This is a genomic window from Rhodococcus sp. FG69, assembly GCF_057808915.1.
In genome coordinates, this window is the sequence record NZ_JBMDIX010000002.1 from 84,823 (window position 1) to 109,181 (window position 24,359).

Genomic DNA, 24,359 nt, shown 5'->3' on the forward strand with positions numbered 1-24,359 from the left:
TTGCGATCTGCATCACACCACGGCTATGTTTGCGCAAACACAAAATGTTCGACTTCATGGCGATCAACACATATCGAGAACTGGCGGTTACACCCCGCATGACACCCGACGACGAGCTGTCCGAGCTGCGACGCTGGCTTGACCGCGTGCGATCCATCACCCAGACCGTGGTGACTGCGCAACCGCTGACCGGTGTCCTGAACTTGATCGCGGAGAGCGCATCATCGCTGATGGGCTACGAGTTCTGCGGAGTACTAGTTCCGAACAGCTCGCGACGTGTTCTCACCATCGAGGGCGCGAGCGGCCTGTCGACGGATTACGTATCGCAGGTCAACGCCGATCGGCCGGTCCGACTCGATCAGGATCCGAGCGTCGAGGCCCCGTCGAGCACAGCATTTCGTACAGGCGCTCCGGTGGCCATTGCGGACACCGACGCCGAGCCGCAATTCGCGCCGTGGGGAGGCGTTGCGAGGGAGCAGGGATATCGAGCGATGATCTCGGTTCCGCTGCTGGACTCGGACCACGTCGCCATCGGAACTCTCAATTGCTACCGCAAGAACGTGCACGTCTTCACCCCACACGAGGTCTCGCTGCTGACCCTCCTGGCCGATCACGCCTCGATCGCGTTGACCACGGCGAGCCTTCGTTCGGCCGAGGCGCGACAGATGGACGAACTCGTGGTGCTCAATCACGAGCTCCACCAGCAACGTGACCTATTGCAGAAATCCGAGGACATCCACCGACGGCTGACCGAGATCGCGCTGCGCGGCGGCGGCGTCGACGGTATCGCGGCAGCGCTGTCGATCCTGATCTCCCGACCGATCGTGATCGAGGATGTGCACGGTGCGATCATCGGCCGCTCCACCACCGCTGCGACGTTCCCCGACGACCGTGCCAGTGCACACCCCGTCGACCTCGATCGACCAGGGAACTTCGGCTACCACTCCGTTCGGTTGGCCGAATCCGAAGTTGCACGGATCTGGATCGCCCCTGGCCCCTCGAAGCTCACGTCCATCGACGACCGAGCGATCGAGCATGCAGCCCTGGTGACCTCGCTCGAAATTCTGCGGACTCGAACTGCCGACGAGGTTCGATGGCGACTCCATGGCGAAGTGGTCAACGACCTGCTCAGCGGGGAACCGTCAGCTACCGGCACCATCGTCGAGCGCGCGGAACGTCTCGGTCACGACCTCACCAGGAAGCACTCGATGGTGGTCGTCTCCCTATCCGGCATCGAGTCAGCGGACGTCGACAGCGGCCTACGGCAGTCACTTCGCTCGATACACCGTTGGGCCGAAAGTCTTCATCCGCTGCCACTCGCTGCCATCCACCACGACCGGATCGTCGTACTCGTTCCGGAGGCGGAGAGCGATGTTCCACAGACCTCCGAGACGATTCGGTCCCTGGCCGGATCCAGCCGGACCGCCTCCACAGCAACCGCAGTGACCGTAGGACCCTGCCTCTCCGTTCAGTCCTATGTCCGGGCGTACCGCACCGCGGCCGGAGCTCTGGACACCATGAGGCTCACGAGCCGCACCGACGTCTCGGTTTCGCTCGAAGACCTCGGCCTTGTCGGACTGCTCCTTCAGCTCGACGACACCGAACAGCTCCTTCGGTTCGGCGATCGCACTCTCGGTCCGGTTCGTGCGCACGACAACACGCGGGGCACCGAACTGATCACCACGCTGCGTGCGTATTTCGCGAACGGCATGCTCACTGGGGCCACCGCCCGCACTCTCCACGTCCACGCGAACACCGTCGCGCAACGACTTCGACGAATCCAAACGCTGACCGATCTTGATCTTGCTCGTCCCGATCAGGCGATGGAGGTCGCAGTTGCGTTGACGGTCAGCGACATCGGCACTGCCGCGGTCGACCGGGTGTAACTATCGAAATGTTCGATGGTGAGCACCAAAATTTATCGTTGGACACGATTGCCGAGCCGCGGGAAAGTGATCTAGACCACCTACCAGCGGAGGCATCATGTTCACCGACATCTTCTACAGATTCACCAACACGTCGGACGACGATCGCACGTGCATAGGAACAGCCACTCCGGCTGTGCTCGGACATGCGGTCGCGTGGGGTGCATCGGCCGACATCTTCGAGGGATGCGGACCGGAATCTGCTCGGTGAAGAACGAAACATGCGATCGTTGGCGGCGTGGACGAACGTCAACTCGAATACTTCGTGGCAGTGGCCGAGGAACTGAGTTTCACCCGCGCGGCGGCAAAGCTCTTCGTCGTTCAATCGACGGTATCGGCCAGCATTCGAGCGCTGGAGCACAGTCTCGATGCTCGCCTGTTGCAACGCACGAGCAAGAGCGTGAATCTCACCGAAGCCGGACGCGCGTTCCTCCCCGAAGCAAAGGCCGCGCTCGACGTACTCGGGCGTGCTCGCGCGACCGTGCGCGACACGGACGCCGGACTGCGAGGGGCATTACGAGTAGGAACGCTGAGCGGAATGACGGCACTGAACAGTGCCGCCATGGCACAACGTTTCGCACAGCTGCACCCGCAGGTGAGCCTCTATCTGGAAACCTCGCCGAGTGGTTCCTCCGGCCTGCTCGAGAAGGTGCGAAACGCCACGCTCGACGTCGCCTTCGTCAGTGTGGCTTCCCCGTCGGACGCACTAGGGGTCGAGCCGAGGTCGCTGCGGACTCTCCCGCTACATGTGCTGCTGCCGCCCGGCCACCGGCTTTCGACTCGAAAGTCGGTACGACTGTCCGACATCGCCTCCGACCCGTTCGTCGACATGCCGGTCGGATTCGGAATTCGAACCCTCCTCGACGACGCGTTTCGGCGCGCACGATTGACCAGGTCGATCTCCGTGCAGGCCGCCGATCTGACTACGATTCCCGACTTCGTCGCCGCTGGTCTCGGTACCGCCGTGGTCCCGGACATGAGCAGGTCGGAAGAGTTGGGATTGACCTCGACTGCTATCGCGGGCGCGACCTTGACATGGACCCTGTCAGCGGTTGTTCGAGCCGGAGCGGATACCTCGCGGGCAACGCGGGCGTTGTTGGAGCTGGCTCCAACTTTCCTGTCGGACAGACCCGTCTACTGATTCGCAACGAACCCGAGTTTCTTGTCCACGACGTTGCGCAGTTCCTCGGATACTGCGTAGCGCTCGAAATTGGCGACGAACAACTCTGCGAGGCGGTCACGCCAACCCGCCGCGTCGCCGCTCATGTGCGGGGTGAGGACGAGGTTGGGAGCGGTCCAGAGCGGATTGTCCACGGGAAGTGGTTCCTCCTCGAAGACGTCGAGCGCGGCCCCTGCGACGTGACCCGACCGCAGACCGTCGAGAAGCGCTTCGGTGTCGAGCAACTCACCCCTGCCCACGTTGATCAGGCGTACTCCGGGTTTGGCCGCAGCGATGACCGATGTGTCGACGACCCCACGCGTCTGGTCGGTCAACGGTGCAACGAGTATCAGGTAGTCGACGTCGGCGACGACCTGTTCGAGATCCGAACTCGCGTGCACGACGCCGAAGTCCGCGTCACCGGTGCGCCCGGTCCGACCGACGCCTGCAACCGAAATCCCGACGGCAGACAACAGCCGCGCGATCTCACGCCCGATCGCTCCGGTTCCCACGATCATCGCCTTCGCGGTGTCGAGGCGATCGGTCTCGCGATGCGTCCACTTTCGTTGCCGCTGAAGCTCCGCCGACGTGGCAGAGTCCTTCGCAAACGCGAGTATCTGCGCAAGGACGAACTCCGCTATCGGTCGGTCGAAGATCCCGCGCGAATTGGTCACCACCACATCGGAATCGACGAGTTCGTCGAACATCAGCGAATCCACACCGGCGGCAGCGATATGGATCCACTTCAGCGAATCGCATCGATCCCACACCTGCTTCACCGCGGGCGAGAAGAAGTCCCACAGCAGCAGCACATCGGCTCCCGGAACCGCATCCCCGAGGGTGTCCGCCGTGGCGTACCGAACTTCTGCCACAGCGGACACCGAGTCCATCCCCGCGGGGAGGTTGTCGGCGTGAAGGACGACGACAACCAGTCTGTCTCCCACTACTTCTTGTACCCCACGAGTTCCACGCCGGTCGCGGCGACTTCGTCGTCGTTGTCACCCGGGCATTGCGTTCCGCGCAGCGATCGGCCTGCGGTCTCCGGCATCAACAGGATGGGGACGAACGCAATGGCCGCGGCGATCATCATGTACCAACCCGGGATGAGATTGGAACCGGTCCGATCGATGAGGAACGTCAGAATCAGCGGCGCTGTGCCACCGAAAAGCGATGTGGACACGTTGTAGCCGATCGCGAACGCGCCGTATCGAACCTGCGTCGGGAACAACGCCGGCAGAGTCGACGACACACACGAGCACATGATCACGAGCAGAATGCCGAGGCCGAGCAGGCCGATCGATTGGCCGACGAGCCCGGTATTGATGATCAGCAGGAACAGCGGCACGCTGAACACGAAGTACCCGACGCACGCCGCGAGCAGCAGCGGCTTTCGTCCGATTCGGTCCGACAGCGCGCCGATCGGATTGATGATCGCCATCATGATCAACATGATGATCACGAGAGTGAAGTTGGATTGAGTCGTGCTGTGTCCCAACGTGTCACTGAGATAGGACGGCAGGAACGTCAACACGGTGTAGTACGCGATGTTCAACAGCAGAACGAATCCCATCAGGATGAGAATCCGCTGCCAGTAGGTCATCGTCGTCTTGAGCGACGCGATGGCGCCACCTGCCGCACCCTCGGACACCGTCTCGCCGTCGGCCTTTGCCTCGGAGAACACCGGCGAATCCTCGAGTCTGGTACGCAACCACAGCGCGACTATGCCGAGCGGGAGCGTGAGCAGGAACGGAATTCGCCAGCCCCACGCCTCCATCGTGTCGTCGCCGAGCCCGAGGTTGAGCAGTGTGCACAGCGTTGCGCCTGCGACAGTGCCTGCAAGCGTACCGAATTCGAGGAACGAACCGAAGAACCCGCGACGCTTGTCCGGTGCGTATTCCGCCATGAACACTGCTGCGCCACCGTACTCGCCACCGGTTGAGAATCCCTGTACAAGGCGACAGACGAGAAGCAGGATCGGCGCCAGAATTCCGATCGTGTCGAACGTCGGCAGAATGCCGATCGTTGCCGTCGCGATGGACATCATGGTGACGGTGAGGACGAGAACCTTCTGGCGACCGATCCGGTCACCGAGCGGTCCGAGCACAATTCCGCCGATCGGCCTGATGATGAACGACGCCGCGAGCACTGCGAATGTCGACAGCAGACTCGCTCCCCCGTCCTCGGACGGGAAGAAGTTCGCCGCGATGTACACCGCCAGGTAGCCGTACACGGCGTAGTCGAACCACTCGACTGCGTTTCCGAGGGCCGAACCCCCGATCGCACGATGGAGGACCTTGGTTTCTTCTGCGTTCAACTCTTGGGTGTTCGGCGCATAACCGGTGGTCGATCCGCCTGAACCTGTACTACTGAACCCACTGCTGGATGATTCTGACACGGTCCAATACCTCTCGCTTTGGAACTAACATGGAGCGTCGGTTTGGTACTTCGCAGCGCTTCACATTACGGAAGCGGCGACGCGACTGGGCGCACTACCCCCGGATTTCCGACATAACTGCTGGTAACGCAACGATTCTCGATGCGAGCAGCGCGTACGCTCGTGCGCTGTCACACAATTGCTGCACCGACACGGATTCGTCGGGTTGATGAGCCTGTGTCTCGATCTCTCCGGGACCGAGCACGACGGTCTCTATACCCAAGTCACGCACTACGAAACCACCGTCACAGGACGCGGTCCATACATCGGTACCGCGAAAGCCGACTGCATCGGTCACCGCAGTCACCGCGGCGGCGATAATATCGGAATTCTCGCTGGTCAGAAAGCCAGGCATCTCCATCGAAACGTCCACGGCCACTTCGATGCCGTCGCCGACGATGCCTGCGTTCTCGATGTCTCTCTGCAGCCGCGACGCAACGACACGCGCGTCCTCACCTGGCAGGAGGCGCCTGTCGACGGTAATCACGCATCGATCCGGCACCATGGACGTTCCCGTGCCACCGTCGATGGTGCCGATGTTCCATGTCGCGGGCCCGAGTGCAGGGTGTGCCTGCGCTTTCAACTCCTCGCCCATCGAGTCGATCAGCCCGACGATGCGTGCGGCCGCCGATACTGCATTGCGCCCGTTACTGGGTCGTCCGGCATGCGCGGAGCGCCCGGAGACAGTGATCTCGAGATTCGCTGCGCCCCGACATCCGGTGATGGTCACCAGATCGGTCGGCTCAGCGACGATGCAATGCGTGTACCGCCTGGTGTGTTGACCGGCCACGAACGCTCGAATCCCGAGTCCGGTGTCCTCTTCGTCGACGAGGCACGCCAGTGACACCGGCGAACGCGACAGTGTTCCTGATCTTTTCAGTGCAGCCATCGCAACGACGACCGCAGCGATCCCGCCCTTCATGTCGCACGCGCCCCGCCCGTACAGCCGTCCCTCGCGTACCACTGCGTCGAACGGATCGGTGCTCCAGCCGCCCCCCGCGGGAACGACGTCGGAGTGCCCGAGAAAGAGCACCCCGGCTTCTTCCGCTCCGCCAACTGAAACAACGACATTCGGGCGTCCAGGCGAAACCTCGTCGATCTCGATGTCGAAGCCGAGTTGCCTGCATCGATCGACGAGAACCATCGCGACCGATTCCTCGGTGGCGCCCGGATTCTCTCCGCCCGCGTCGATGAGTGCCGATGCCAGATCGACGATGTCCTCGGAGTCGATCTCGTCGAGCAATCGTTGTTCGGCCTCGATCATCGAGTCGGATCGCTCGACAGCATGGTGCTCGCGCGATCCACCGCCGCGGCAAGCCTTTTGACACCCTCGTCGATCCGCTCAGGAGTCGAAGAGGCAAAGCACAGCCGCAGAGAATCGTGGAACTTCCCACCGACGGACAGAGCGGGGCCGGGAATGTATGCAACACCCTCGGCCAAAGCGATTTCGAACAGATCTTGCGTCGATACCGCGGCTGCGTCGCCGCGCAGCGTCGCCCACAGGAAGAAGCCGCCCTCCGGGTCGGTCGTCTCGATGCGGTCGCCGAAGTACTTCTCCAGACTGCGCTGCATTGCAATTTTGCGTGGCCGGTACACCGCGGCAAGCGACTGCAGGTGGGTGTCGAGGTGACCCCGCCGGATGAACTCGGCGATCATGCGCTGGTTCGGCAGATTGGTGCACGTGTCCATCGCCTGCTTGGCGTTGATCAGCAGCTGTCGCGCTTCGGGAGCCGCGTCGACCCAGCCGACGCGCAAGCCGGGGGCGATCATCTTGGAGAACGTGCGGACGGAGAACACGAGCGGATCGTTCGGGCTCAGCGCGTTGAAGCTCGGGATGTGCTCGCCTTCGAATCGCAGGAGCCCGTACGGGTCGTCGTCGAGGATCACCGATCCCCACCTGTGCGCGAGTTCGAGGAGCAGCGAGCGCCTGGCCTGGGACATCGTAGTGCCGGAAGGATTCTGGAAATTGGGGATGACGTAGATCATCTTCGGCAGGCGACCCGCTTGCTCGACCAGTTCCGGCAGGGCCTCCACGATGAGGCCGTCGGAATCCATCGGTGCTTCGAGGACGTCGCCGCCGTAACTGAGCACGGTGGCGGTTCCGTTTGTGTACGTGGGGCTTTCGACGATGACGAGATCACCGGGATCGACGAACAGCTTGCAGGCGAGGTCGAGACCCTGCATGCCTCCCGAGGTGATGACGAGTCGGTCCTCCGAGGTCGGCTCGCCGACCGAGTCGAGGTAGCCGAGCAAGGCGTCGAGCAGGCCGGGGTCACCCTCGGTGGCGGCATAGTCCATGGCGTCCGCGGTCATGACCTTCGACGCGATCTCGGAAAATGCTGCCGCGGGAACGGTTTCCGCAGCAGGAGAGCCCATCGCGAACCGGACGATGTCGTGCTTCTGAGCTGCGAGGAGCGAGGTCGACGAGTCGATCACGGACCCCACCAGCTTGTCGGTGCGCAGAGCCCACGGAATGGTGGTGGCGATCATGTCTCACTCCTTCGTCAGTAGTTGGCGCGGGTAGTCGGTGAATGTCTCCACCCCGCTGTCGGTCACGCGCACGGCCTCGGACACCTCGTATCCGTAGTCGTCCATCCACATTCCGCCGATGATGTGGAAAGTCATGTTCTCGGCCAGCACCGTGTCGTCGTCCGTCCTGATGCTGACCGTGCGCTCACCCCAGTCCGGTGCATAGGCTATTCCGATGGAATAGCCTATGCGAGAGGGCTTGTGCAGTCCGTGACGCGCGAGGCTGACATTCCACACCTGCGCGAGCTCGGTCGTGGTGATCCCGGGTCGCACGGTATCGAGCACTTCGTTCAGCGCGTCGCCGGTCGACTGCGCGAGATAGTCCAGGCGCTTGCTCGGCTTTCCCAGCACCACCGTCCGTGCCATCGGTACGTGGTATCTCCGAAACACTCCGGCCAGCTCGACGACTGTGGTCTCACCTGCGATGAAGACTTGATCGGACCAGGTCAGGTGAGGAGTGTCGGCACCTGCACCAGTGGGCAGCATCGGGACGATAGCCGGGTGATCTCCGCCGAAGTCGGCCGTTCCCTTGACCTGAGCATTCATGATTGCCGCCGCAGCATCGCACTGACGGCCGCCCGCCACGATCGAGTCGTAGGCCGCCGACATCGCTGATCCGCACACCTGGGCCGCGCCACGCATCAGGTCGATTTCCGCGGGTGACTTGACCACGCGTACCCAGTTGATCAGCTCGTAGGAATCGGTGAAGTCGTACTCGGGCAGAGACTTGACGAGCGCTTCGAACGCCTTGGGACTGAAGTAGTACGAGTCCATCTCGAGTCCGACCTGACCGTGCGAGAAGTTGTTCACCACACCGAGTTCGCGAAGCCTCCCCGCGACCCACACGAACGGATGAGTGTCCTTGCGCTGCACGAACGTTTCCGGATATCCGAACGTCTGCTCCTGCGGCAACCACGATGTCCGGAAGGCTCCGTTGGCGTCCATCTCCCTGGCGAAGAAGAACAATTCCCCTTCCACCGGAACGTAGAGCATCTGCGGGGTATAGAACGACAGCGCGTTGTAGCCCAGCAGGTAGTACAGGTTCGAGGGGTCGGTGACGATCAACGCGGTCAAGTTCTGCGACGCCATGCGCGCCCGGACCTTGGCGAGACGGGTGGAGTACTCCTCGTCGGTGAACGTGATGGGTGTGCTGTTCGGCAGATCTGCGTACTCGGCAAGACCTGGCGCGTGATCCCGGCCGACCGCGCTGGTGAGTTCGGCGGCGTAATACTCGTTCTCGTTCACTGGTACCCCCTCTCGAGCATCGCGGGAGGCGTTCAGCGGCCCGTGAGCATTTTGCAGATTGTTGACAATCAGGCTAATTGCCTGTGGAGGGTCCTGCAAGAGATGTCGTGTTACTTCTTCGTTGCGGGCGCTTCGCGCCCTGGCTATACGCGCACGGGGGCGTCGGCGCCCTCTTCTGCTTGATCGTGCATTGCCTGTGTCAGATCGTGGATCGCAGTGTCCATGTGCTCGTGCAGCCCAGCCTCCAGCGCGGCCCAATCGTCGCCAAGGAGCAAGTCGACCAGCAATTGATGCTCCTCCACGAGCGCCTCCGGTCGGTAGTACGCCGTCTCGAGATTCGCCATGCAGATACGGGCTTCGGCCGCGAGCGTGGCATACATCCTCGACATTCGACTGTTCGTGGTCGCTGCCACCAACGCGGTATGAAACGCAAGATCACGCTCGGCGAGTCCCAGCCAGTCCGCCTTGTCGATGAACGGCTGCATCTGGTCGACGATGGCCGAGAGCTGCGCCGCGGTTGCCTTCAAGACCGCGACCTCGCCCCGCACCAGCGTCCACGCAGCGCCGACCTCGATCGCAGCCCGCGCGTCGTAGATCTCCGCCACGTCGTCACTGCTGAGCTCGACGACGAAAACGCCACGGTTCCGGTAGCTGACCAGCAGCCCTTCCTGATTGAGGCGCTGCAATGCCTCGCGAACCGGACCTCGCGAAATCTCCAGTTCGGCAGCGACATTCGCTTCGTTGATCTGCTCGCCTGGCGCGTACGAGCCGTCGATGATCCGATCGCGAATCTGATCCGCTATGACCATCGAAGTATTTCGAGCGTTGATCGGCGTCAATCTTCGAGAACCGGACACTGGTATTCCTCCTGTTGGGACTGCTAGGGCTGCTAGGAGCGGGGAACAGCAAAGTACTTGTATTCGAGGAACTCGTCGATTCCGACCTTTCCGCCCTCACGACCGAGCCCGGACTGCTTGACCCCGCCGAACGGGGCAGCGGGATTCGACACGAGACCGGTGTTCAAGCCGACCATCCCGACTTCCAACCGCTCCCCCATCCTGAGCGCTCGATCGATGTCCTGAGTGAACACGTATCCGACCAGCCCCCACTCGGTGTCGTTCGCGAGCGAGATGACCTCGTCCTCCGTGTCGTACGGCACTACGGCGGCAACCGGGCCGAAGATCTCCGTCGACATCAGTTCCGACGCCGAATCCACGGAGTCGAGCACAGTCGGCGGGTAGAAGTAGCCGGGGCCGGAGTTCTCCGTGCCCCCTACTACTGCGCGGGCTCCCCTGCCGAGTGCATCGTCGATGAGACGCTGAACCTTGGCGCGTCCGTCCTGGTCGATGAGAGGGCCGACCTCCACTCCGTCCGCACTACCTGCGCCGACCTTCAACGCTCCCATCTTCGCTCCGAGCTTGTCCGCGAATTCGGCTGCGAGTGGCCGGTATACGAAGAATCTGTTCGCTGCAGTACAGGCCTCGCCCATGTTGCGCATTTTCGCAACCATCGCTCCGTCGACGGCGCGATCGACGTCTGCACCCTCGGCAACGATGAACGGTGCATTGCCACCGAGCTCCATCGACGTGCGCATCACGGTAGGCGCGGCCTGAGCCAGCAAGATCCTGCCCACCTCCGTCGAACCCGTGAAGCTGATCTTGCGGGCGGATCCGCTCGACATCCACGAACCGACCACTCCTGCCGCGTCCGTGGTGGGAACCACGTTGACCACACCGTCGGGAACCCCTGCCTCGACGAGTATGTCGGCCAGCGCGAGAGCCGTCAGTGGTGTCTGCTCCGCCGGCTTGAACACCACGGTGCATCCTGCCGCCAGTGCAGGCCCGATCTTGCGGGTTCCCATTGCAAGCGGAAAGTTCCACGGCGTCACCAGAATGCACGGGCCGACCGGCGCGCGGGTAACGATGATCCGATTCTTGCCGTCACCGGTCAGCGTGTGATCCCCGGATATCCGCACTGCTTCCTCGGAGAACCATCGAAAGAACTCGGCGCCGTACGCCACCTCACCCCGCGCATCCGCGAGCGGTTTGCCCATTTCGGCGGTGATGATCGCGGCAAGTTCCTCGGTGCGCTCGATTATCAATTCGAAAGCGCGCCTCAGAACAACGCTGCGTTCGCGCGGTGCTGTGGCGGCCCACGACGCCTGTGCCTGGGCAGCAGCCGCCATCGCAGCTTCGGCGTCGACGACGCCACCGTCGGCGACGTCGGTGATGACCTCCCCAGTCGCAGGGTCGAGAACATCGAACGTCTTGCCCCCGTGGGCCGCACGCCAACTGCCGCCTATGAACAGGCCCGTGGGTGAGCCGAACTCGGTGCGGGTCGATTCGGTGCGGGTCGATGTAGTGGTCATGTGTCCCTCCGTGTGGTCGATGGGGCCTGCGGCCCAGTGCTCGATGGGGCCTGCGGCCCAGTGGCATGGTTGAGTGCACCAGAGGACACCTGGGCGTGCCACTGGGGATTCGGATCGAGCACATGCGCCAGATGCGTCGACGCCGCGGAGCTGTGATCGCCGGTCAGTTCGCGGACCTGCATATGGCAGCTGAAACCGTCGGTGAGAATCGGACGGTCCCCAGCGCGTCGGACTGCCGGTGCGAGCGCCTGTTCGGCGACCTTCATGCTGATCTCGAAGTGCTCGGGTTCGAACCCGAAGTTACCCGCCACCCCGCAGCACCCCGTGGCCTCGTCGACCGCGGAAATGCCAGCCGCTGCAAGAGCTTTGCGTTGTGTTGCTTCGCCGAAGACGGCGTATTCGTGGCAGTGCGTCTGCACGGTGACTTCGGCCGGGACCTGTGCGGACGGCGTCCATCCACTTGCCGCCTGGTCGATGACCGCCGCCGCAAAGCTCTGTATTCGTGCCGCGACCCGTCGAGCCGCATCGGTGTTCACCAACTCCGGCAGGTCCTTCTTCAACGCCGCGGCACAACTCGGCTCGGTCACGACGATCGGCCGGTCCGTACCGTCGTCCAGCTTCTCGGCGGTCCGCGCCAACTGCTTCTTCGCCGTCGCCAATTGGCCGGTGGAGATCCAGGTCAGGCCGCAGCACATGTCGCTGCGGCATTCCGCAGTTCGCCCTCCGTCCGCCAATACCCGCACCGCAGCACCGACGACCTCGGGCCGGAAACCCTTGGTGAACGAGTCCACGAACAATACGACGTCCCCGCCCGGCGTCGACCCGGCACTCTGCGCACGCAATTCCCTCCGCGAGGCGAAGCGAGGAAGCGACCGCTCGGTGGTCAACCCGCCCAACCTGGCTGCGAGTCTGCCGGTTCGCGGCGTGAGCGCCCTGTTCAACAAAGGGGCGATCCGTGACGTCAGCTTCAACCACCGGGGCAGCCAACCGAGCGAGTAGTGCGCCATCGGGCGGATCCTGCCCGCGTAGTGATGATCGAGGAACTCTGCCTTGTACGTGGCCATGTCGACTCCGACCGGGCAGTCCGACGAGCATGCCTTGCACGACAGACACAGGTCGAGCGAGGCCTTGACGTCCTCCGAGGCCCAACCATCGGCGACGGTCGTGGAGGTTCGCACCATATCCTGCAGGACTCGAGCTCTCCCTCGCGTCGAATCCTTCTCGTCGCCGGTGGCCCGGTAACTCGGGCACATCACCCCACCGCTACTCGATCGGCAGCGGCCGACGCCGACGCATGCCTGGGTGGCGTGCACGAACGGATCCAGGTCCACCCCGGACCCCACCTGATGCAGCTCGAACGTCGTCTTCCACTTTCGGTCTGGAACACCCTGCAGTGCCAGGTCGTTCATCATGGGAGCCGGATCGGTGATGCTTCCCGGGTTGAGCAGTGCCGCCGGGTCCCAGATCCGCTTGAACCTCGCGAAGGCATTTAGCATCGTTGGGGAATACATTATGGGCAACAGCTCGGATCGGGCTCGGCCGTCACCGTGTTCGCCGGACAACGAACCACCGTGCCGGACGACGAGTTCGGCCGCGTCACGAAGAAAGGCCTGCATGATCCCGCGTCCGCGTTCGGTGCGCTGATCGAACGTGATCCGCACGTGCATACACCCGGCTCCGAAGTGGCCGTACATCACTCCAGTCAGCGAGTGAGCGGCGAGAAGGTCACGAAAGTCGGCCAGGTAGGCAGCCAGATTCTGCGGTGCGACGGCGGAATCCTCCCAACCGGGCCAGGATTCGCCACCCCCGACCAACCGTGTCGAGAGTCCTGCACCGTCTTCGCGCACACGCCACAAAGACTTGCGTTCGGTGGGATCGGCGACAACACGACCGTCTTTCAGCCTCCCCGACTCCTTCAGGCGCGCCAGCAGCCGCTCGGCCTTGTCCTCCACCTCCGCGGGGTCGTCGCCGTCGAGATCGACGTACAGCCACGCATTCCCAGCCGGAAGGCCACGGACCGAGTCGATTCCGCGACGAGCCTGCATGGTCTCGACGATCTTCTCGTCGATGCCCTCGACCGCGGCCGGCGAGAACTCGAGGATCGTCATGACATCCTGCGCAGCTTCGACGACGTCGGAATAGCCGAGGCTGAGCAACAGGGCAGCCTTCGGCACCGGCACGAGTGCGACGGTCGCTGCCACGACGATCGCACACGTACCCTCGCTTCCCACCAAGGCCCGGGCGACGTCGAACCCGTTCTCCGGGAGAAGATTCGACAGATGGAATCCGGACACCTGACGCGGGATGAGGCCGAGTTCGAGGCGAAAGTCCGCCATGTTGTCCGCCACGAGTGCTGCCAAGTCGGCGCCGATGCGGGCCGCGGCGTCCACGGCGTCGGAATCGCTCGGATCCACCGCGTCGATACCGGAGCGCGTCGCCCGTAACAGATGACCGTCCGCAGTCACGATATCCAATGCGATGGTGTGATCTGCCGTGCGGCCGTATCGCACCGAGTGATTGCCGCACGCGTCGTTGCCGATCGCGCCACCGACCGTTGCACGCGTCTTGCTCGACGGATCCGGCGCATAGGTCAACTGACCGTTTGTTGCAGTCGATACGGCCGCCGCGAGCTCGGAGATGACAATTCCTGGCTGCACGACCGCCGACTTCTCGGATGCGTCGACCGAGATCACCTTGTTCATGTAGCGCGAGAAGTCGAGTACGACGCCTGCACCGATCGCGTTGCCTGCCATCGAGGTTCCGCCCCCGCGACTCACTACCGTCATGCCTGTCCGGGCGCACGCCTTCACCGTGATTCGAACGTCGTCCACGGTGCGCGGAAACACGACGGCCGACGGCGGAACCCGATAATTCGACGCATCGTACGAGTACTCGGCGAGCCGTCGTGGCGAGTCGTCGACCTCGATGCCCGCCCCACGCAGCAGGTCGAGGACGGTCACAATGCTCGCTTCAGTGTGCGCCCGATGGCGTCCAGGCCCTCCGCGACCTCGTCGTCCGTGACCACCAGAGCCGGAATCACGCGAACGACGTTGCCGAGAGCACCGCAGGTCAGCAGCAACAAGCCCTCCGAAATGGCGGTCTGCTGTACGCGTGCAGCGGCGGCAGCGTCGGGCTTGCCGTTCTCGTCGACGAATTCGAGGGCCTGCATGAGGCCCAGGCCGCGGGCGTCGCCGATAGCCGAATACTGCTCCTTCAACGCCTTCAGCCCGTCGAGCAGAACAGCACCCTGCGTGGCTGCGTTCTCCACCAACCCCTCATCCCGTACAACGTCGAGGGTGGCGACCGCGGCGGCTGCCGCTACGGCGTTGCCTCCGTAGGTTCCGCCTTGCGAGCCTGGCCATGCCTTGGACATCAGTTCGGTCGACGCGGCGATCGCAGAGATCGGGAACCCGGACGCGAGCCCCTTCGCGGTGATGACGATGTCGGGCCTCGCGGTCGAATGCTCGTGTCCCCAGAACTTTCCGGTGCGGCCGACGCCTGCTTGGACCTCGTCGACGATGAGCACTATGCCATGCTCGTCCGCGCGACGCCGAAGACCTTCCAGGAATTTCGGCGGAGTCGGGAGGTAACCACCGTCGCCGAGGACGGGTTCGATGATGAGCGCGGCAGTATCGGCGGGGCTGGAAATCGTTGCCAACAAGTAGTCGAGTTCCTGCAGCGCGAACGCGACCGCGGTGTCCAGGTCCCAGCCGTACCGGAACGCGTACGGGAACGGTGCGATGTGGACGCCACCCATGATCGGCGAGAACCCGGAACGAAACTTGGTCCCCGCGGTCGTCAGCGACGCTGCGGCGACAGTGCGTCCGTGAAAGCCACCGTGAAACGCGACGATATTGGGGCGACCGGTGGCCATGCGTGCGAGCCGGATCGACGCCTCCACGGCCTCGGACCCGGAGTTGGCGTAGAAGACGCTGTCGAGGCCGCTCGGGAGGAAGTCACCGAGCTTCTCGGTGAGCTCGAGAAGCGGTGTGTGCATGACGGTCGTGTACTGCGCGTGGATGATCTTGCCGACCTGCTCGCGAGCCGCTTCCACGACTCGGGGGTGGCAGTGGCCCGTGCTGGTGACGCCGATGCCCGTCGTGAAGTCGAGGTATCGGTTTCCGTCGGTGCCATATATCCAGCTACCGGCGGCGTAGTCGACGACAACCGGGGTGGCTTGCTTGAGTGCAGGGCTGAGGTGTGTGCGAGTCGACGCTGTCATGGGAGTCATCGTTATCGAGGGCGTGCAGATTGTCAACAATCTGCAACAAACGATTCCCGTCCCTTAGGGTCGGGACATGGCAGTAACACGGGTAGCCGTTCTCGGCAGCATCAACATGGACCTGACAACCCACACCGCGCGGTTGCCTCGACCGGGCGAAACCGTGCTCGGCGACAGCTTCGAGAACTCGCAGGGAGGAAAGGGTGCGAACCAGGCGCTCGCTGCTGCCCGATCCGGAGCCACGACGACCTTCCTCGGAGCCGTGGGCGACGACGCCTTCGCCGAGGAACTGCTTCGCACTCTCACCGATTCGGGAGTCGACGTGCAGTTCACCCGCCGCACGACGGGCCCCAGCGGAATAGCCGCCATCGCCGTGGATGCGGCCGGCGAAAACACCATCGTCGTGGTCGCCGGGGCCAACGGCGCGATGCGTGACCTCACGGACGCCGAACGCGCAGTCATCGCAGACGCGGACATCATGCTGTGCCAATTGGAAATTCCGGTCGATACCGTCCTCGCCGGCGCAGCCCACGCACGCGCGAACGGCACTCTCGTCGTACTGAATCCATCACCCGTCCAGAAGCTGCCCGACGCCCTCGTCGACGCCGTCGATCTCCTCATCGTCAACGAAGGCGAAGCGGCAGCGATCGGCAGCGACGTCGTCGACCGCATTCCGTATGTCGTGACCACTCTCGGTGCGGCGGGTGCTCGCTACCGAGGACCGCAGTCCTCGGCCGACGTCGCTGCTCCCACAGTCGACGCGGTCGATACGACCGGAGCAGGCGACGCGTTTGCGGGTGCGTTGGCGGCGAAATGGTCCACCGGTGCCGAAGCGGCGGTCCGCTGGGCCTGTGCCGCAGGCGCATTCGCAGCCACCCGGCGCGGCGCTGGATCTTCTTCCGGGGTCAGGAACGACATAGAATCTCTGCTTGCCTGATCGCGTCCACTGCCGGGGCCGACCTTCGATACGGTGTGTCGATGACGCTCTCGCCTCGGGTACCCGACCTCGCCGCACTGGACGTCATGGTGTCGGTAGCGAGGCTCGGCAGCATGAGCGCCGCTGGACGTGAGCACGGTCTGAGTCAGCAGGCGGTCAGCGCGCGAGTACGCGCAGCCGAGCGCGACATCGGACTTCGCGTATTCGCGCGTACCAACACGGGCGTGGGGCTCACGCCCGAGGGTGTCGCCGTACTCGAATGGGCCGAGAACGTCCTCAACGCTGCACAGGAATTCGCCACCGGCGTCGATTCGCTCCTTCGGGAAGACATCGCACACCTGACGGTCGCTTCGAGCATGACCGTTGCCGAGCACCTCGTCCCCGGCTGGATCGTGCTGATGCGGACTCGCCACCCGGGCGTCCGAACCCAGATGCGGTTGATGAACTCTGCCGAAGCAGCGCAGCACGTGCTCGACGGGCGCGCGGACATCGGATTCGTCGAGGGACCGGACATCCCGAGCGGACTCGGCATTCGCGTCATCGCCACGGACGAGCTCGTCGTCGTGACCGGTCCTGACCATCCGTGGGCAACAACCGCATCCGTCACCGTGGAGGAACTGGCGTCGACTGCGCTCGTGCAGCGCGAATCCGGCTCGGGTACCAGAACAACCTTCGAGAACATCGTCCACCCGACCGAACCACCCCTGTTGGAGCTGGAGTCGGTGACCGCGATCAAGTCCGCGGTCGTGACGGCCGGTGCGCCGAGCGTCCTGTCGTCGCTGGCAGTGGAAGACGATATCCGAGACGGACGGTTGGTCCGTATCGAAGTCGTCGGCGTGTCGATGCCTCGTCAACTCCGCGCGATCTGGAATCAGCAGGAGCAGCTGCGCGGTCCGAGTCGGGATTTCCTCGACATCGCTGTCTCTCGACGCACATAGGCGACGTCAGATCACGCCCGCAAGAGCGAAGCCCGCAGCGCACGCCCCGACCGACACCACGAGCGTGCTGACGACATTGATCAATGCAAGGGAATGCTTGCCGGACTGTACGAGGCGGACCGTCTCGACGCTCGCCGTACTGAACGTCGTGTACCCACCACAGAACCCTGTTCCGATCACCGTCTGCACGTCAGTCGAACCGTTGTGCAGCACAACGAGTCCCGCGAGAAATCCGAGCAGCAGCGATCCGGTGACGTTGATGCCTACGGTCCCCCACGGAAACACCGTGTTCTTCAGCTTCGATTTGACGAACGAGTCGATCACGAACCGGCTGACCGCTCCGAGCGCGCCCGCGACTGCGAGGAGGACGACGATCATCGAGCGGTCCCGGTCCGGCGGGCACCGACAACGATGCCTGCCCACGCCGCCAGCGCACCGAGCGCGACGGTCGACGTCGTGTACGCGAGGGCCGTCGTCCAATGACCGTCCCTGGTGAGCAGTACCGTCTCCAACGCGAACGTGCTGTACGTGGTGAAAGCACCGCAGAACCCCGTGCCGGCAAGCAACCGAGCCCGTCGGCGCGCGCCGACATCGGGTCCGCGTCGCATCAGGTTTTCGAGCACCAAACCCAGCAGAAATGCACCGACCAGGTTGACCAGGAACGTCGCGACGGGCCAGTCCGGACTGCGAAAGGGGACGGCCACTTCGACGCCGTACCGGGCCAGGGTCCCGACGACTCCGCCGGCGAACACCAAAGCCACCGCCGATGGTTGCAGATGTAGTGGCCTGGTCGGGCTGCCGATCATTGCAAGGTCGTCGACGTCCGGGTCCATCGGCAACTCGGCGAACGGATCGCCGGCGTTGGGTCTATCGGCCATGTCGCCTCTCCGCTCAGGTGTGCTCTCGGACAGGCTAGCGGTCCGCACGGAGCCGTCGGTGTCGGAGGTATGCGGCACCATGGACCCCATGACCACCGCATCCGAAACTCCAGCAGACCTGCGCACCGACGCCGAGCGCCTGCTCCGCGAACTTGCAGGCCCGGATGCCCTCCTGCGGGAAGATCAGTGGATCGCCATCGAGGCCCTCGTCGTGCACCGCAGACGCGCCTTGGTGGTCCAACGCACCGGTTGGGGAAAGTCGGCGGTGTACTTCATCGCCGCGAAGTTGCTCCGGCAGCAGGGCCTCGGCCCCACCGTCATCGTGTCGCCGCTGCTTGCTCTGATGCGGAACCAGGTCGCCGCCGCCGAACGAGCGGGTGTCAAGGCAGCAACCATCAACTCCGGCAACATGACGGAATGGGAGGACGTGCACGCAGATGTGGCGGCAGGGCGGCTCGATGTCCTTCTCGTCAGCCCGGAGCGGCTGAACAATCCTGACTTCCGCGACCAGGTACTCCCGTCTCTCGCAGGCGACGCCGGGCTGGTCGTGGTCGACGAAGCGCACTGCGTGTCGGACTGGGGTCACGACTTTCGTCCGGACTACCGGCGTATACGAACGCTCATTTCCGAGTTGCGCGAAGGGATCCCAGTCCTTGCGACCACCGCAACGGCCAACGATCGTGTGGTGTCGGACGTCGCAGCTCAACTCGGCGTCGGCGGCGGCGACACACTCGTGCTCCGCGGCGGCCTCGAACGAGAGTCGCTGCACCTGTCGGTGGTGAAGATCGAGAACTCCACCGAACGCGCGGCGTGGCTGGCTTCCCACCTCGCGCAACTTCCCGGATCGGGAATCATCTAAACGTTGACCGTCTCGGCGGCACGTGACCTCGCGAGCTTGCTGTCGGACCAGGGTCTCGCGGTCTCGGCCTACACCGGCCAGACCGACACGACCGAGCGCGAATCCCTCGAGGCCGACCTGCTGAACAATGATGTGAAGGCCCTGGTCGCGACGTCTGCGCTCGGCATGGGGTTCGACAAGCCGGACCTGGGTTTCGTCGTGCACATGGGGGCGCCGTCGTCCCCCATCTCGTACTACCAGCAGGTCGGCCGTGCAGGTCGTGCGACCGAACGCGCCGAAGTGATCCTTCTCCCCGGTCACGAGGACAGGCAGATCTGGAGCTACTTCGCCTCCGTGGCATTCCCGCGTGAGCATGTCGTCCGTCAGGTCATCGACAACCTGGACCCGGTGAAGCCGCAGTCGACGCCGGCTCTGGAACCTCTGGTCGATCTCAATCGAAGCCGCCTCGAAATGGTGCTGAAAGTCCTCGACGTCGATGGGGCCGTTCAGCGTGTGCGTGGCGGATGGATCTCGACGGGTCAGCCTTGGACCTACGATGCCGACCGTTACGAGCGCCTCGAGCAAGCCAGAGACGCGGAACAGCAGGCGATGCTCGACTATCAGCGAACCGAGGGTTGCAGGATGGAATTCCTCCGTCGGCAGCTGGACGATCCGAACCTCGGCGACGGAAGAGCCGAGTGTGGCCGGTGCGACAATTGCACAGGGCAGTCTTACTCTTCGCAGGTCGACGCGACTGCGGTCGAAAACGCGAAAGCCAGACTGGACCGCCCCGGCCTGGACCTTCCGCCGCGTAAACAGTGGCCGAGCGGGATGAAGAAGCTCGGAGTCTCGCTCTCGGGGAAAATTACCGACGGTCCCGAACCAGGACGGGTCCTAGGGCGGCTCACCGACCTCGGATGGGGTGGCCGTCTACGTGCCGTGCTCGACGGCCCCGACGGTCCGGCGCCATCGGCCCTGGTCGACGGCTGTATCGCCGTGCTCGCGTCGTGGGACTGGAAGGCTCGGCCGACAGCTGTGCTCGCCATGGAGTCGGACTCGCACCCTGCGTTGGTCCAGTCGGTAGCGGGTGAACTTGCGCGGATCGGCAAGCTGACCGACCTGGGCGTGCTTCGACACAGGCCGGACCACCCGCGTGTGACGGCCGCCAACTCGGCGTTCAGGGTGGCCGGCCTCGTCGCCTCGTGGGACGTACCGGATCTGACCAGCACAGATGGCCCGGTGTTGCTCGTCGACCTGACAACCGACACCGGCTGGACATTCACCTGCGCCGCGGCTGCGCTCAGGGGCGCAGGGGCAGACGCGGTGCTTCCGTTTGCCCTGGCCACCCCCAAGTAGCGCGTCATCCGTCAGTTCGCACCCCCCAGAAGGGCGACGCTCGACGTTAAGTCCACACTGTCCTTCGGGAACCGAACCGTCACCTACACCGCCGAATCGATCGCGCTTTTACCACACAACAACAATTTGTGACCAGCGTCACAATCACCCTGTCACCTGCGCAAGCGCGGGGGTTTCGGCAACCAATCTCGGAAGCTACGTGAAAAGCCCTGCCCACCTTGTTACGTTTGTATTACCTATGAAGCCTGCACAGCTAAGAGCGACCACAGTCACTACGCCGGACGCAGTGATTTTTCGTAGCCCCAAGATTTCCGACGGAGTCCGGCTCTGGGAAATCGCAAGAGATTCGAGAGTGCTCGATCTGAACTCGAGTTACTCGTACATATTGTGGTGCAGAGATTTTGCGGCCACATCCGTCGTCTCCGACGTCGACGGACGAGCAGTTGGTTTCGTCACCGGCTACATCCGGCAAGACTCCCCCACAACGTTTTTCGTGTGGCAGGTTGCGGTCGATGCCGATCAACGAGGCAAAGGCCTCGCCGGACGGATGTTGAACGAACTACTCGATCGCCTTACCCCGCAGGGCATCACACATTTGGAAACGACGATCAGCCCGGACAACGAAGCGTCCATCGCACTGTTCACGGCCCTCGCCCGAACACGAGGAACCGATATCGAAAAGTCAGATTTGTTCGCGCCGAACGATTTCCCTGATAGCCACGAGGCAGAAGAGCTCTACACAGTAGGCCCAGCCGCCGTGCGCACAGACGAAAGGAACACGCAGAACATGACCGAAAAGACGAAAACCACAGAGAAGCCCGACATCTTCGAAACCGTCGAGTCCGCCGTCCGTAGCTACAGCCGCCAGTGGCCGGCAGTATTCACGACCGCGAAGAACTCCACCATCGTCGACGAAACCGGTCGCGAGTACCTCGACTTCTTCGGCGGCGCGGGTGCGCTGAACTACGGACACAACAACCAGATCCTCAAGGACGCACTCGTCGACTACATCCAGAGCGACGGCATCACCCATGGGCTGGACATGTCCACGGTCGCCAAGCGTGAATTCCTCGAGTCGTTCAAGAAGAACATTCTCGATCCGCGCGGCCTGAACTACAAGGTTCAGTTCCCCGGCCCCACCGGCACGAACACTGTCGAAGCCGCACTGAAGCTCGCTCGCAAGGTGACCGGTCGCGAAGCGATCATCAACTTCACCAACGCATTCCACGGCATGACACTCGGTGCGTTGTCGGTTACCGGCAACTCGATGAAGCGAGCTGGCGCCGGAATTCCGCTGGTACACACCACACCGATGCCATACGACAACTACTTCGGCGGTGTCACCGAGGACTTCCAGTGGTTCGAACGTGTCCTCGACGACTCGGGCAGCGGATTCAACCGTCCGGCCGCAGTGATCGTGGAGACCATTCAGGGAGAAGGCGGCATCAACGTTGCACGCCCGGAATGGTTGCGCGCCTTGGCCGAGCTGTGCTCGCGCCGCGACATCCTGCTGATCGTCGACGACGTCCAGATGGGCTGTGGCCGCACCGGTCAGTTCTTCTCCTTCGAGGAAGCCGGGATCGTCCCCGATATCGTCACGCTGTCGAAGTCGATCGGTGGCTACGGCATGCCGATGGCGCTCACTTTGTTCAAGCCCGAGCTCGACGCCTGGTCCCCGGGCGAGCACAACGGAACCTTCCGCGGATTCAACCCGTCGTTCGTCACTGCGAAGACTGCGATCGACACCTACTGGTCCGACGACAAGTTCGAGAAGGAGGTCCTCGCCAAGGGCGAGCACATCCAGGACCGCTTCATCAAGCTCTGCGCCAAGTTCGATGGAGTATCGACACGAGGACGCGGCATGGTTCAGGCTCTGGTCTTCGACGAGCCCGAGATGGCAGGCAAGGTTGCGGCCCTCTGCTACGGCGAGGCACTGCTCGTCGAAACCGCAGGACCGTCCGACGAGGTCGTCAAGCTGCTTCCGCCGCTGACGACGACCATCGAAGAACTCGATCGTGGACTGGACATCATCGAAGTCGCGACAGCTAAAGTGTGCTCCTGAGCCACTTCTCGTACGCCTGAGACAACGCCAGCCGAAGGGATCAGAACATGATCGTACGTACCACCGAAGAAATCACCGGAACCGACCGCGACATCAGCAGCGAGGACGGAAACTGGCGCAGCAAGCGCATCATCCTCGGCGGCGACAAAGTCGGCTTCTCGTTCCACGAGACCACGATCAAGGCCGGCACGGTGAACAACTTTCACTATGCCAACCACATCGAAGCCGTGTGGCTCATCGAGGGTGAAGGCACACTCACCGATCGTGAGACGGGTGAGACCTACGAGCTCGCCGCTGGGTCCATGTACCTACTCAACGGCAACGAGCGCCACACCGTCGAACCTCGTACACAGATGCGCATGCTGTGCGTCTTCAACCCACCCGTGGTGGGCAACGAGACCCACGACGAGAACGGTGTCTACCCCCTCGTCGAGGTACCTGCTTAAAGCCCGCAGGCTCTTCGCGTATCTCTTCACCTCCGCCCCGCCCGAACGCTACAACCGTCGGCCCCGAACAGGACCGAAAGTCGATGACAGCGATCGAGCGGGGCGGAGCTGTACCTACTCCCGTGATGCGCTCGGTATCGGGCGCTAATCTGGAGTGCGTGGCTTCACTCGTTCCTTCCGACCTGGCCTCGGCGCATCTGACTGCCATTTCGCGGTTGCTCGAGGGCAAGCGAGTTGCGGTCGTATCCGGCGCCGGGATGTCCACCGATTCCGGAATTCCCGACTATCGCGGGCCGGACTCACCCCCACGCAACCCGATGACCTATCAGCAGTTCGTCGGCGACGACGAGTTCCGCCGCCACTATTGGGCCCGCAACCACGTCGGCTGGCGTCATATGGACGCAGCGCGTCCGAACGATGGCCATCGTGCTCTCGCCGCTCTCGAGCGCCGAGGCATTGTCTCGGGGATCATCACCCAGAACGTCGACATGCTGCATACCAAGGCCGGGAGCAAGCAGGTGATCGACCTCCACGGCGTGTATGCCCGCGTTCGATGCCTCGACTGCCAACAGTTGGTGTCACGCTTCACGCTGGCTCGGCGTCTCGACGCGAAGAACCCGGGATTTCTCGACAGTGTCGCCCCCTCCGAGGGGGTGGAGATCGCGCCGGACGCCGATGCGATCATCACCGACACGGCGCACTTTCACATGGTCGACTGCGAACGCTGCGGAGGGATACTCAAACCGGACATCGTCTATTTCGGTGAGAGCGTGCCCAAGCCCCGTGTGGCGCAAGCCTTCGACCTGGTGGACAGCTCGGATGCGCTTCTGGTGGTGGGATCGTCGTTGACCGTCATGTCCGGGCTACGGTTCGTCCGTCGGGCGGCAAAAGCCGCAATGCCGATCGTCGTCGTGAATCGCGGCCCTACCAGGGGCGACGAATTCGCGTCCATCACAACCCACGCGGGCTGCTCGGAGACGCTGGCCGCGCTGGTGGAAGCGCTGCCTCCCCTTCACTAGACC

Annotated in this window: 19 protein-coding genes and 2 pseudogenes; 10 read left to right on the top strand and 11 right to left on the bottom strand. The window is 63.4% G+C overall.

Going from position 1 to position 24,359, the window contains the following annotated elements:
• The first annotated feature begins 56 nt into the window (after window positions 1-56).
• From ACODSO_RS02845 to ACODSO_RS02855, 3 genes are all read left to right on the top strand, one after another.
• Window positions 57-1,886 carry a helix-turn-helix domain-containing protein gene (locus ACODSO_RS02845; protein ID WP_489034881.1) on the top strand — a complete coding sequence of 610 codons (1,830 nt, stop codon included), beginning with the start codon at window positions 57-59 and terminating at the stop codon, window positions 1,884-1,886.
• Between the two features lie 97 nt (window positions 1,887-1,983).
• A complete protein-coding gene (locus tag ACODSO_RS02850; RefSeq protein ID WP_156520545.1) occupies window positions 1,984-2,136 on the top strand; it encodes a hypothetical protein in 153 nt (50 codons plus the stop codon).
• A gap of 27 nt (window positions 2,137-2,163) precedes the next feature.
• Window positions 2,164-3,066, top strand: a complete 903-nt coding sequence (locus ACODSO_RS02855) for a LysR family transcriptional regulator (RefSeq protein WP_489034884.1) — start codon at window positions 2,164-2,166, stop codon at window positions 3,064-3,066.
• On the opposite strand, the gene ACODSO_RS02860 is transcribed toward ACODSO_RS02855, so the two are convergent.
• The 9 genes from ACODSO_RS02860 to ACODSO_RS02900 all read right to left on the bottom strand — a co-directional run bounded on the left by ACODSO_RS02860 (window position 3,060) and on the right by ACODSO_RS02900 (window position 15,882).
• On the bottom strand, window positions 3,060-4,028 hold the full coding sequence (locus ACODSO_RS02860) for a D-2-hydroxyacid dehydrogenase (protein WP_489034886.1): 969 nt from the start codon (window positions 4,026-4,028) through the stop codon (window positions 3,060-3,062). The genes ACODSO_RS02855 and ACODSO_RS02860 overlap by 7 nt on opposite strands.
• Window positions 4,028-5,479, bottom strand: a complete 1,452-nt coding sequence (locus ACODSO_RS02865) for an MFS transporter (RefSeq protein ID WP_489034888.1) — start codon at window positions 5,477-5,479, stop codon at window positions 4,028-4,030. The genes ACODSO_RS02860 and ACODSO_RS02865 overlap by 1 nt, the downstream gene beginning before the upstream one ends.
• Window positions 5,480-5,573: 94 nt before the next feature.
• On the bottom strand, window positions 5,574-6,782 hold the full coding sequence (locus tag ACODSO_RS02870; protein WP_489034890.1) for a M20 family metallopeptidase: 1,209 nt from the start codon (window positions 6,780-6,782) through the stop codon (window positions 5,574-5,576).
• Window positions 6,779-8,008, bottom strand: a complete 1,230-nt coding sequence (locus ACODSO_RS02875; RefSeq protein WP_489034892.1) for an aminotransferase-like domain-containing protein — start codon at window positions 8,006-8,008, stop codon at window positions 6,779-6,781. The genes ACODSO_RS02870 and ACODSO_RS02875 overlap by 4 nt, the downstream gene beginning before the upstream one ends.
• Window positions 8,009-8,011: 3 nt before the next feature.
• Complete coding sequence (locus tag ACODSO_RS02880; RefSeq protein WP_489035106.1) at window positions 8,012-9,208, bottom strand: M24 family metallopeptidase; 1,197 nt, start codon at window positions 9,206-9,208, stop codon at window positions 8,012-8,014.
• 227 nt (window positions 9,209-9,435) lie between these two features.
• On the bottom strand, window positions 9,436-10,149 hold the full coding sequence (locus tag ACODSO_RS02885; RefSeq protein ID WP_489034894.1) for a GntR family transcriptional regulator: 714 nt from the start codon (window positions 10,147-10,149) through the stop codon (window positions 9,436-9,438).
• A 32-nt stretch (window positions 10,150-10,181) separates the two neighbouring features.
• Window positions 10,182-11,660: an NAD-dependent succinate-semialdehyde dehydrogenase gene (locus ACODSO_RS02890; protein ID WP_489034896.1), complete on the bottom strand. Its 1,479-nt coding sequence runs from the start codon at window positions 11,658-11,660 to the stop codon at window positions 10,182-10,184.
• Window positions 11,657-14,620, bottom strand: coding sequence for an FAD-binding and (Fe-S)-binding domain-containing protein (locus tag ACODSO_RS02895; protein WP_489034898.1), 2,964 nt, complete (start codon window positions 14,618-14,620; stop codon window positions 11,657-11,659). Before ACODSO_RS02895 ends, ACODSO_RS02890 begins: the two co-directional genes overlap by 4 nt.
• The gene (locus ACODSO_RS02900; RefSeq protein ID WP_489034899.1) at window positions 14,617-15,882 is read right to left on the bottom strand and encodes an aspartate aminotransferase family protein; all 1,266 of its coding nucleotides are present in this window, start codon (window positions 15,880-15,882) and stop codon (window positions 14,617-14,619) included. Before ACODSO_RS02900 ends, ACODSO_RS02895 begins: the two co-directional genes overlap by 4 nt.
• A gap of 76 nt (window positions 15,883-15,958) precedes the next feature.
• Here ACODSO_RS02900 and ACODSO_RS02905 point away from each other — a divergent pair, with 76 nt between their 5' ends.
• Together ACODSO_RS02905 and ACODSO_RS02910 are read left to right on the top strand one after the other, a co-directional pair.
• Window positions 15,959-16,819 (top strand): ribokinase, encoded by an 861-nt coding sequence (locus tag ACODSO_RS02905; RefSeq protein ID WP_489034901.1) that lies wholly within the window; start codon window positions 15,959-15,961, stop codon window positions 16,817-16,819.
• 41 nt (window positions 16,820-16,860) lie between these two features.
• On the top strand, window positions 16,861-17,757 hold the full coding sequence (locus ACODSO_RS02910; RefSeq protein ID WP_489034902.1) for a LysR family transcriptional regulator: 897 nt from the start codon (window positions 16,861-16,863) through the stop codon (window positions 17,755-17,757).
• A 6-nt stretch (window positions 17,758-17,763) separates the two neighbouring features.
• Here ACODSO_RS02910 and crcB (ACODSO_RS02915) read toward each other — a convergent pair whose 3' ends face one another.
• Both crcB (ACODSO_RS02915) and crcB (ACODSO_RS02920) read right to left on the bottom strand, forming a co-directional pair.
• Complete coding sequence (crcB, locus tag ACODSO_RS02915) at window positions 17,764-18,135, bottom strand: fluoride efflux transporter CrcB (protein WP_489034904.1); 372 nt, start codon at window positions 18,133-18,135, stop codon at window positions 17,764-17,766.
• Window positions 18,132-18,635: a fluoride efflux transporter CrcB gene (gene crcB, locus ACODSO_RS02920; RefSeq protein ID WP_489034905.1), complete on the bottom strand. Its 504-nt coding sequence runs from the start codon at window positions 18,633-18,635 to the stop codon at window positions 18,132-18,134. Before crcB (ACODSO_RS02920) ends, crcB (ACODSO_RS02915) begins: the two co-directional genes overlap by 4 nt.
• Window positions 18,636-18,723: 88 nt before the next feature.
• On the opposite strand from crcB (ACODSO_RS02920), the pseudogene ACODSO_RS02925 reads away from it, so the two are divergent.
• The 5 genes and pseudogenes from ACODSO_RS02925 to ACODSO_RS02945 all read left to right on the top strand — a co-directional run bounded on the left by ACODSO_RS02925 (window position 18,724) and on the right by ACODSO_RS02945 (window position 24,356).
• Window positions 18,724-20,829, top strand: a pseudogene (locus ACODSO_RS02925) (RecQ family ATP-dependent DNA helicase).
• 238 nt (window positions 20,830-21,067) lie between these two features.
• A pseudogene (gene ectA / locus ACODSO_RS02930) lies at window positions 21,068-21,568 on the top strand (diaminobutyrate acetyltransferase); the annotation flags it as partial.
• A 48-nt stretch (window positions 21,569-21,616) separates the two neighbouring features.
• Window positions 21,617-22,891 carry a diaminobutyrate--2-oxoglutarate transaminase gene (gene ectB / locus ACODSO_RS02935; RefSeq protein ID WP_489035107.1) on the top strand — a complete coding sequence of 425 codons (1,275 nt, stop codon included), beginning with the start codon at window positions 21,617-21,619 and terminating at the stop codon, window positions 22,889-22,891.
• Window positions 22,892-22,938: 47 nt separating this feature from the next.
• Entirely contained in the window at window positions 22,939-23,337 is a 399-nt protein-coding gene (locus ACODSO_RS02940; RefSeq protein ID WP_489034907.1) for an ectoine synthase, read from the top strand.
• Between the two features lie 158 nt (window positions 23,338-23,495).
• Entirely contained in the window at window positions 23,496-24,356 is an 861-nt protein-coding gene (locus ACODSO_RS02945; protein WP_489034908.1) for an NAD-dependent protein deacetylase, read from the top strand.
• Window positions 24,357-24,359: the final 3 nt, after the last annotated feature.

Coding starts and splice junctions, on each gene's coding strand:
- crcB (WP_489034905.1), bottom strand. CDS start 18,635: ATGGCCGATAGACCCAACGCCGGCGATCCGTTCGCCGAGTTGCCGATG.
- ACODSO_RS02870 (WP_489034890.1), bottom strand. CDS start 6,782: ATGATCGAGGCCGAACAACGATTGCTCGACGAGATCGACTCCGAGGAC.
- ACODSO_RS02910 (WP_489034902.1), top strand. CDS start 16,861: ATGACGCTCTCGCCTCGGGTACCCGACCTCGCCGCACTGGACGTCATG.
- ACODSO_RS02850 (WP_156520545.1), top strand. CDS start 1,984: ATGTTCACCGACATCTTCTACAGATTCACCAACACGTCGGACGACGAT.
- crcB (WP_489034904.1), bottom strand. CDS start 18,135: ATGATCGTCGTCCTCCTCGCAGTCGCGGGCGCGCTCGGAGCGGTCAGC.
- ACODSO_RS02905 (WP_489034901.1), top strand. CDS start 15,959: ATGGCAGTAACACGGGTAGCCGTTCTCGGCAGCATCAACATGGACCTG.
- ACODSO_RS02900 (WP_489034899.1), bottom strand. CDS start 15,882: ATGACAGCGTCGACTCGCACACACCTCAGCCCTGCACTCAAGCAAGCC.
- ACODSO_RS02875 (WP_489034892.1), bottom strand. CDS start 8,008: ATGATCGCCACCACCATTCCGTGGGCTCTGCGCACCGACAAGCTGGTG.
- ACODSO_RS02845 (WP_489034881.1), top strand. CDS start 57: ATGGCGATCAACACATATCGAGAACTGGCGGTTACACCCCGCATGACA.
- ACODSO_RS02890 (WP_489034896.1), bottom strand. CDS start 11,660: ATGACCACTACATCGACCCGCACCGAATCGACCCGCACCGAGTTCGGC.
- ACODSO_RS02940 (WP_489034907.1), top strand. CDS start 22,939: ATGATCGTACGTACCACCGAAGAAATCACCGGAACCGACCGCGACATC.
- ectB (WP_489035107.1), top strand. CDS start 21,617: ATGACCGAAAAGACGAAAACCACAGAGAAGCCCGACATCTTCGAAACC.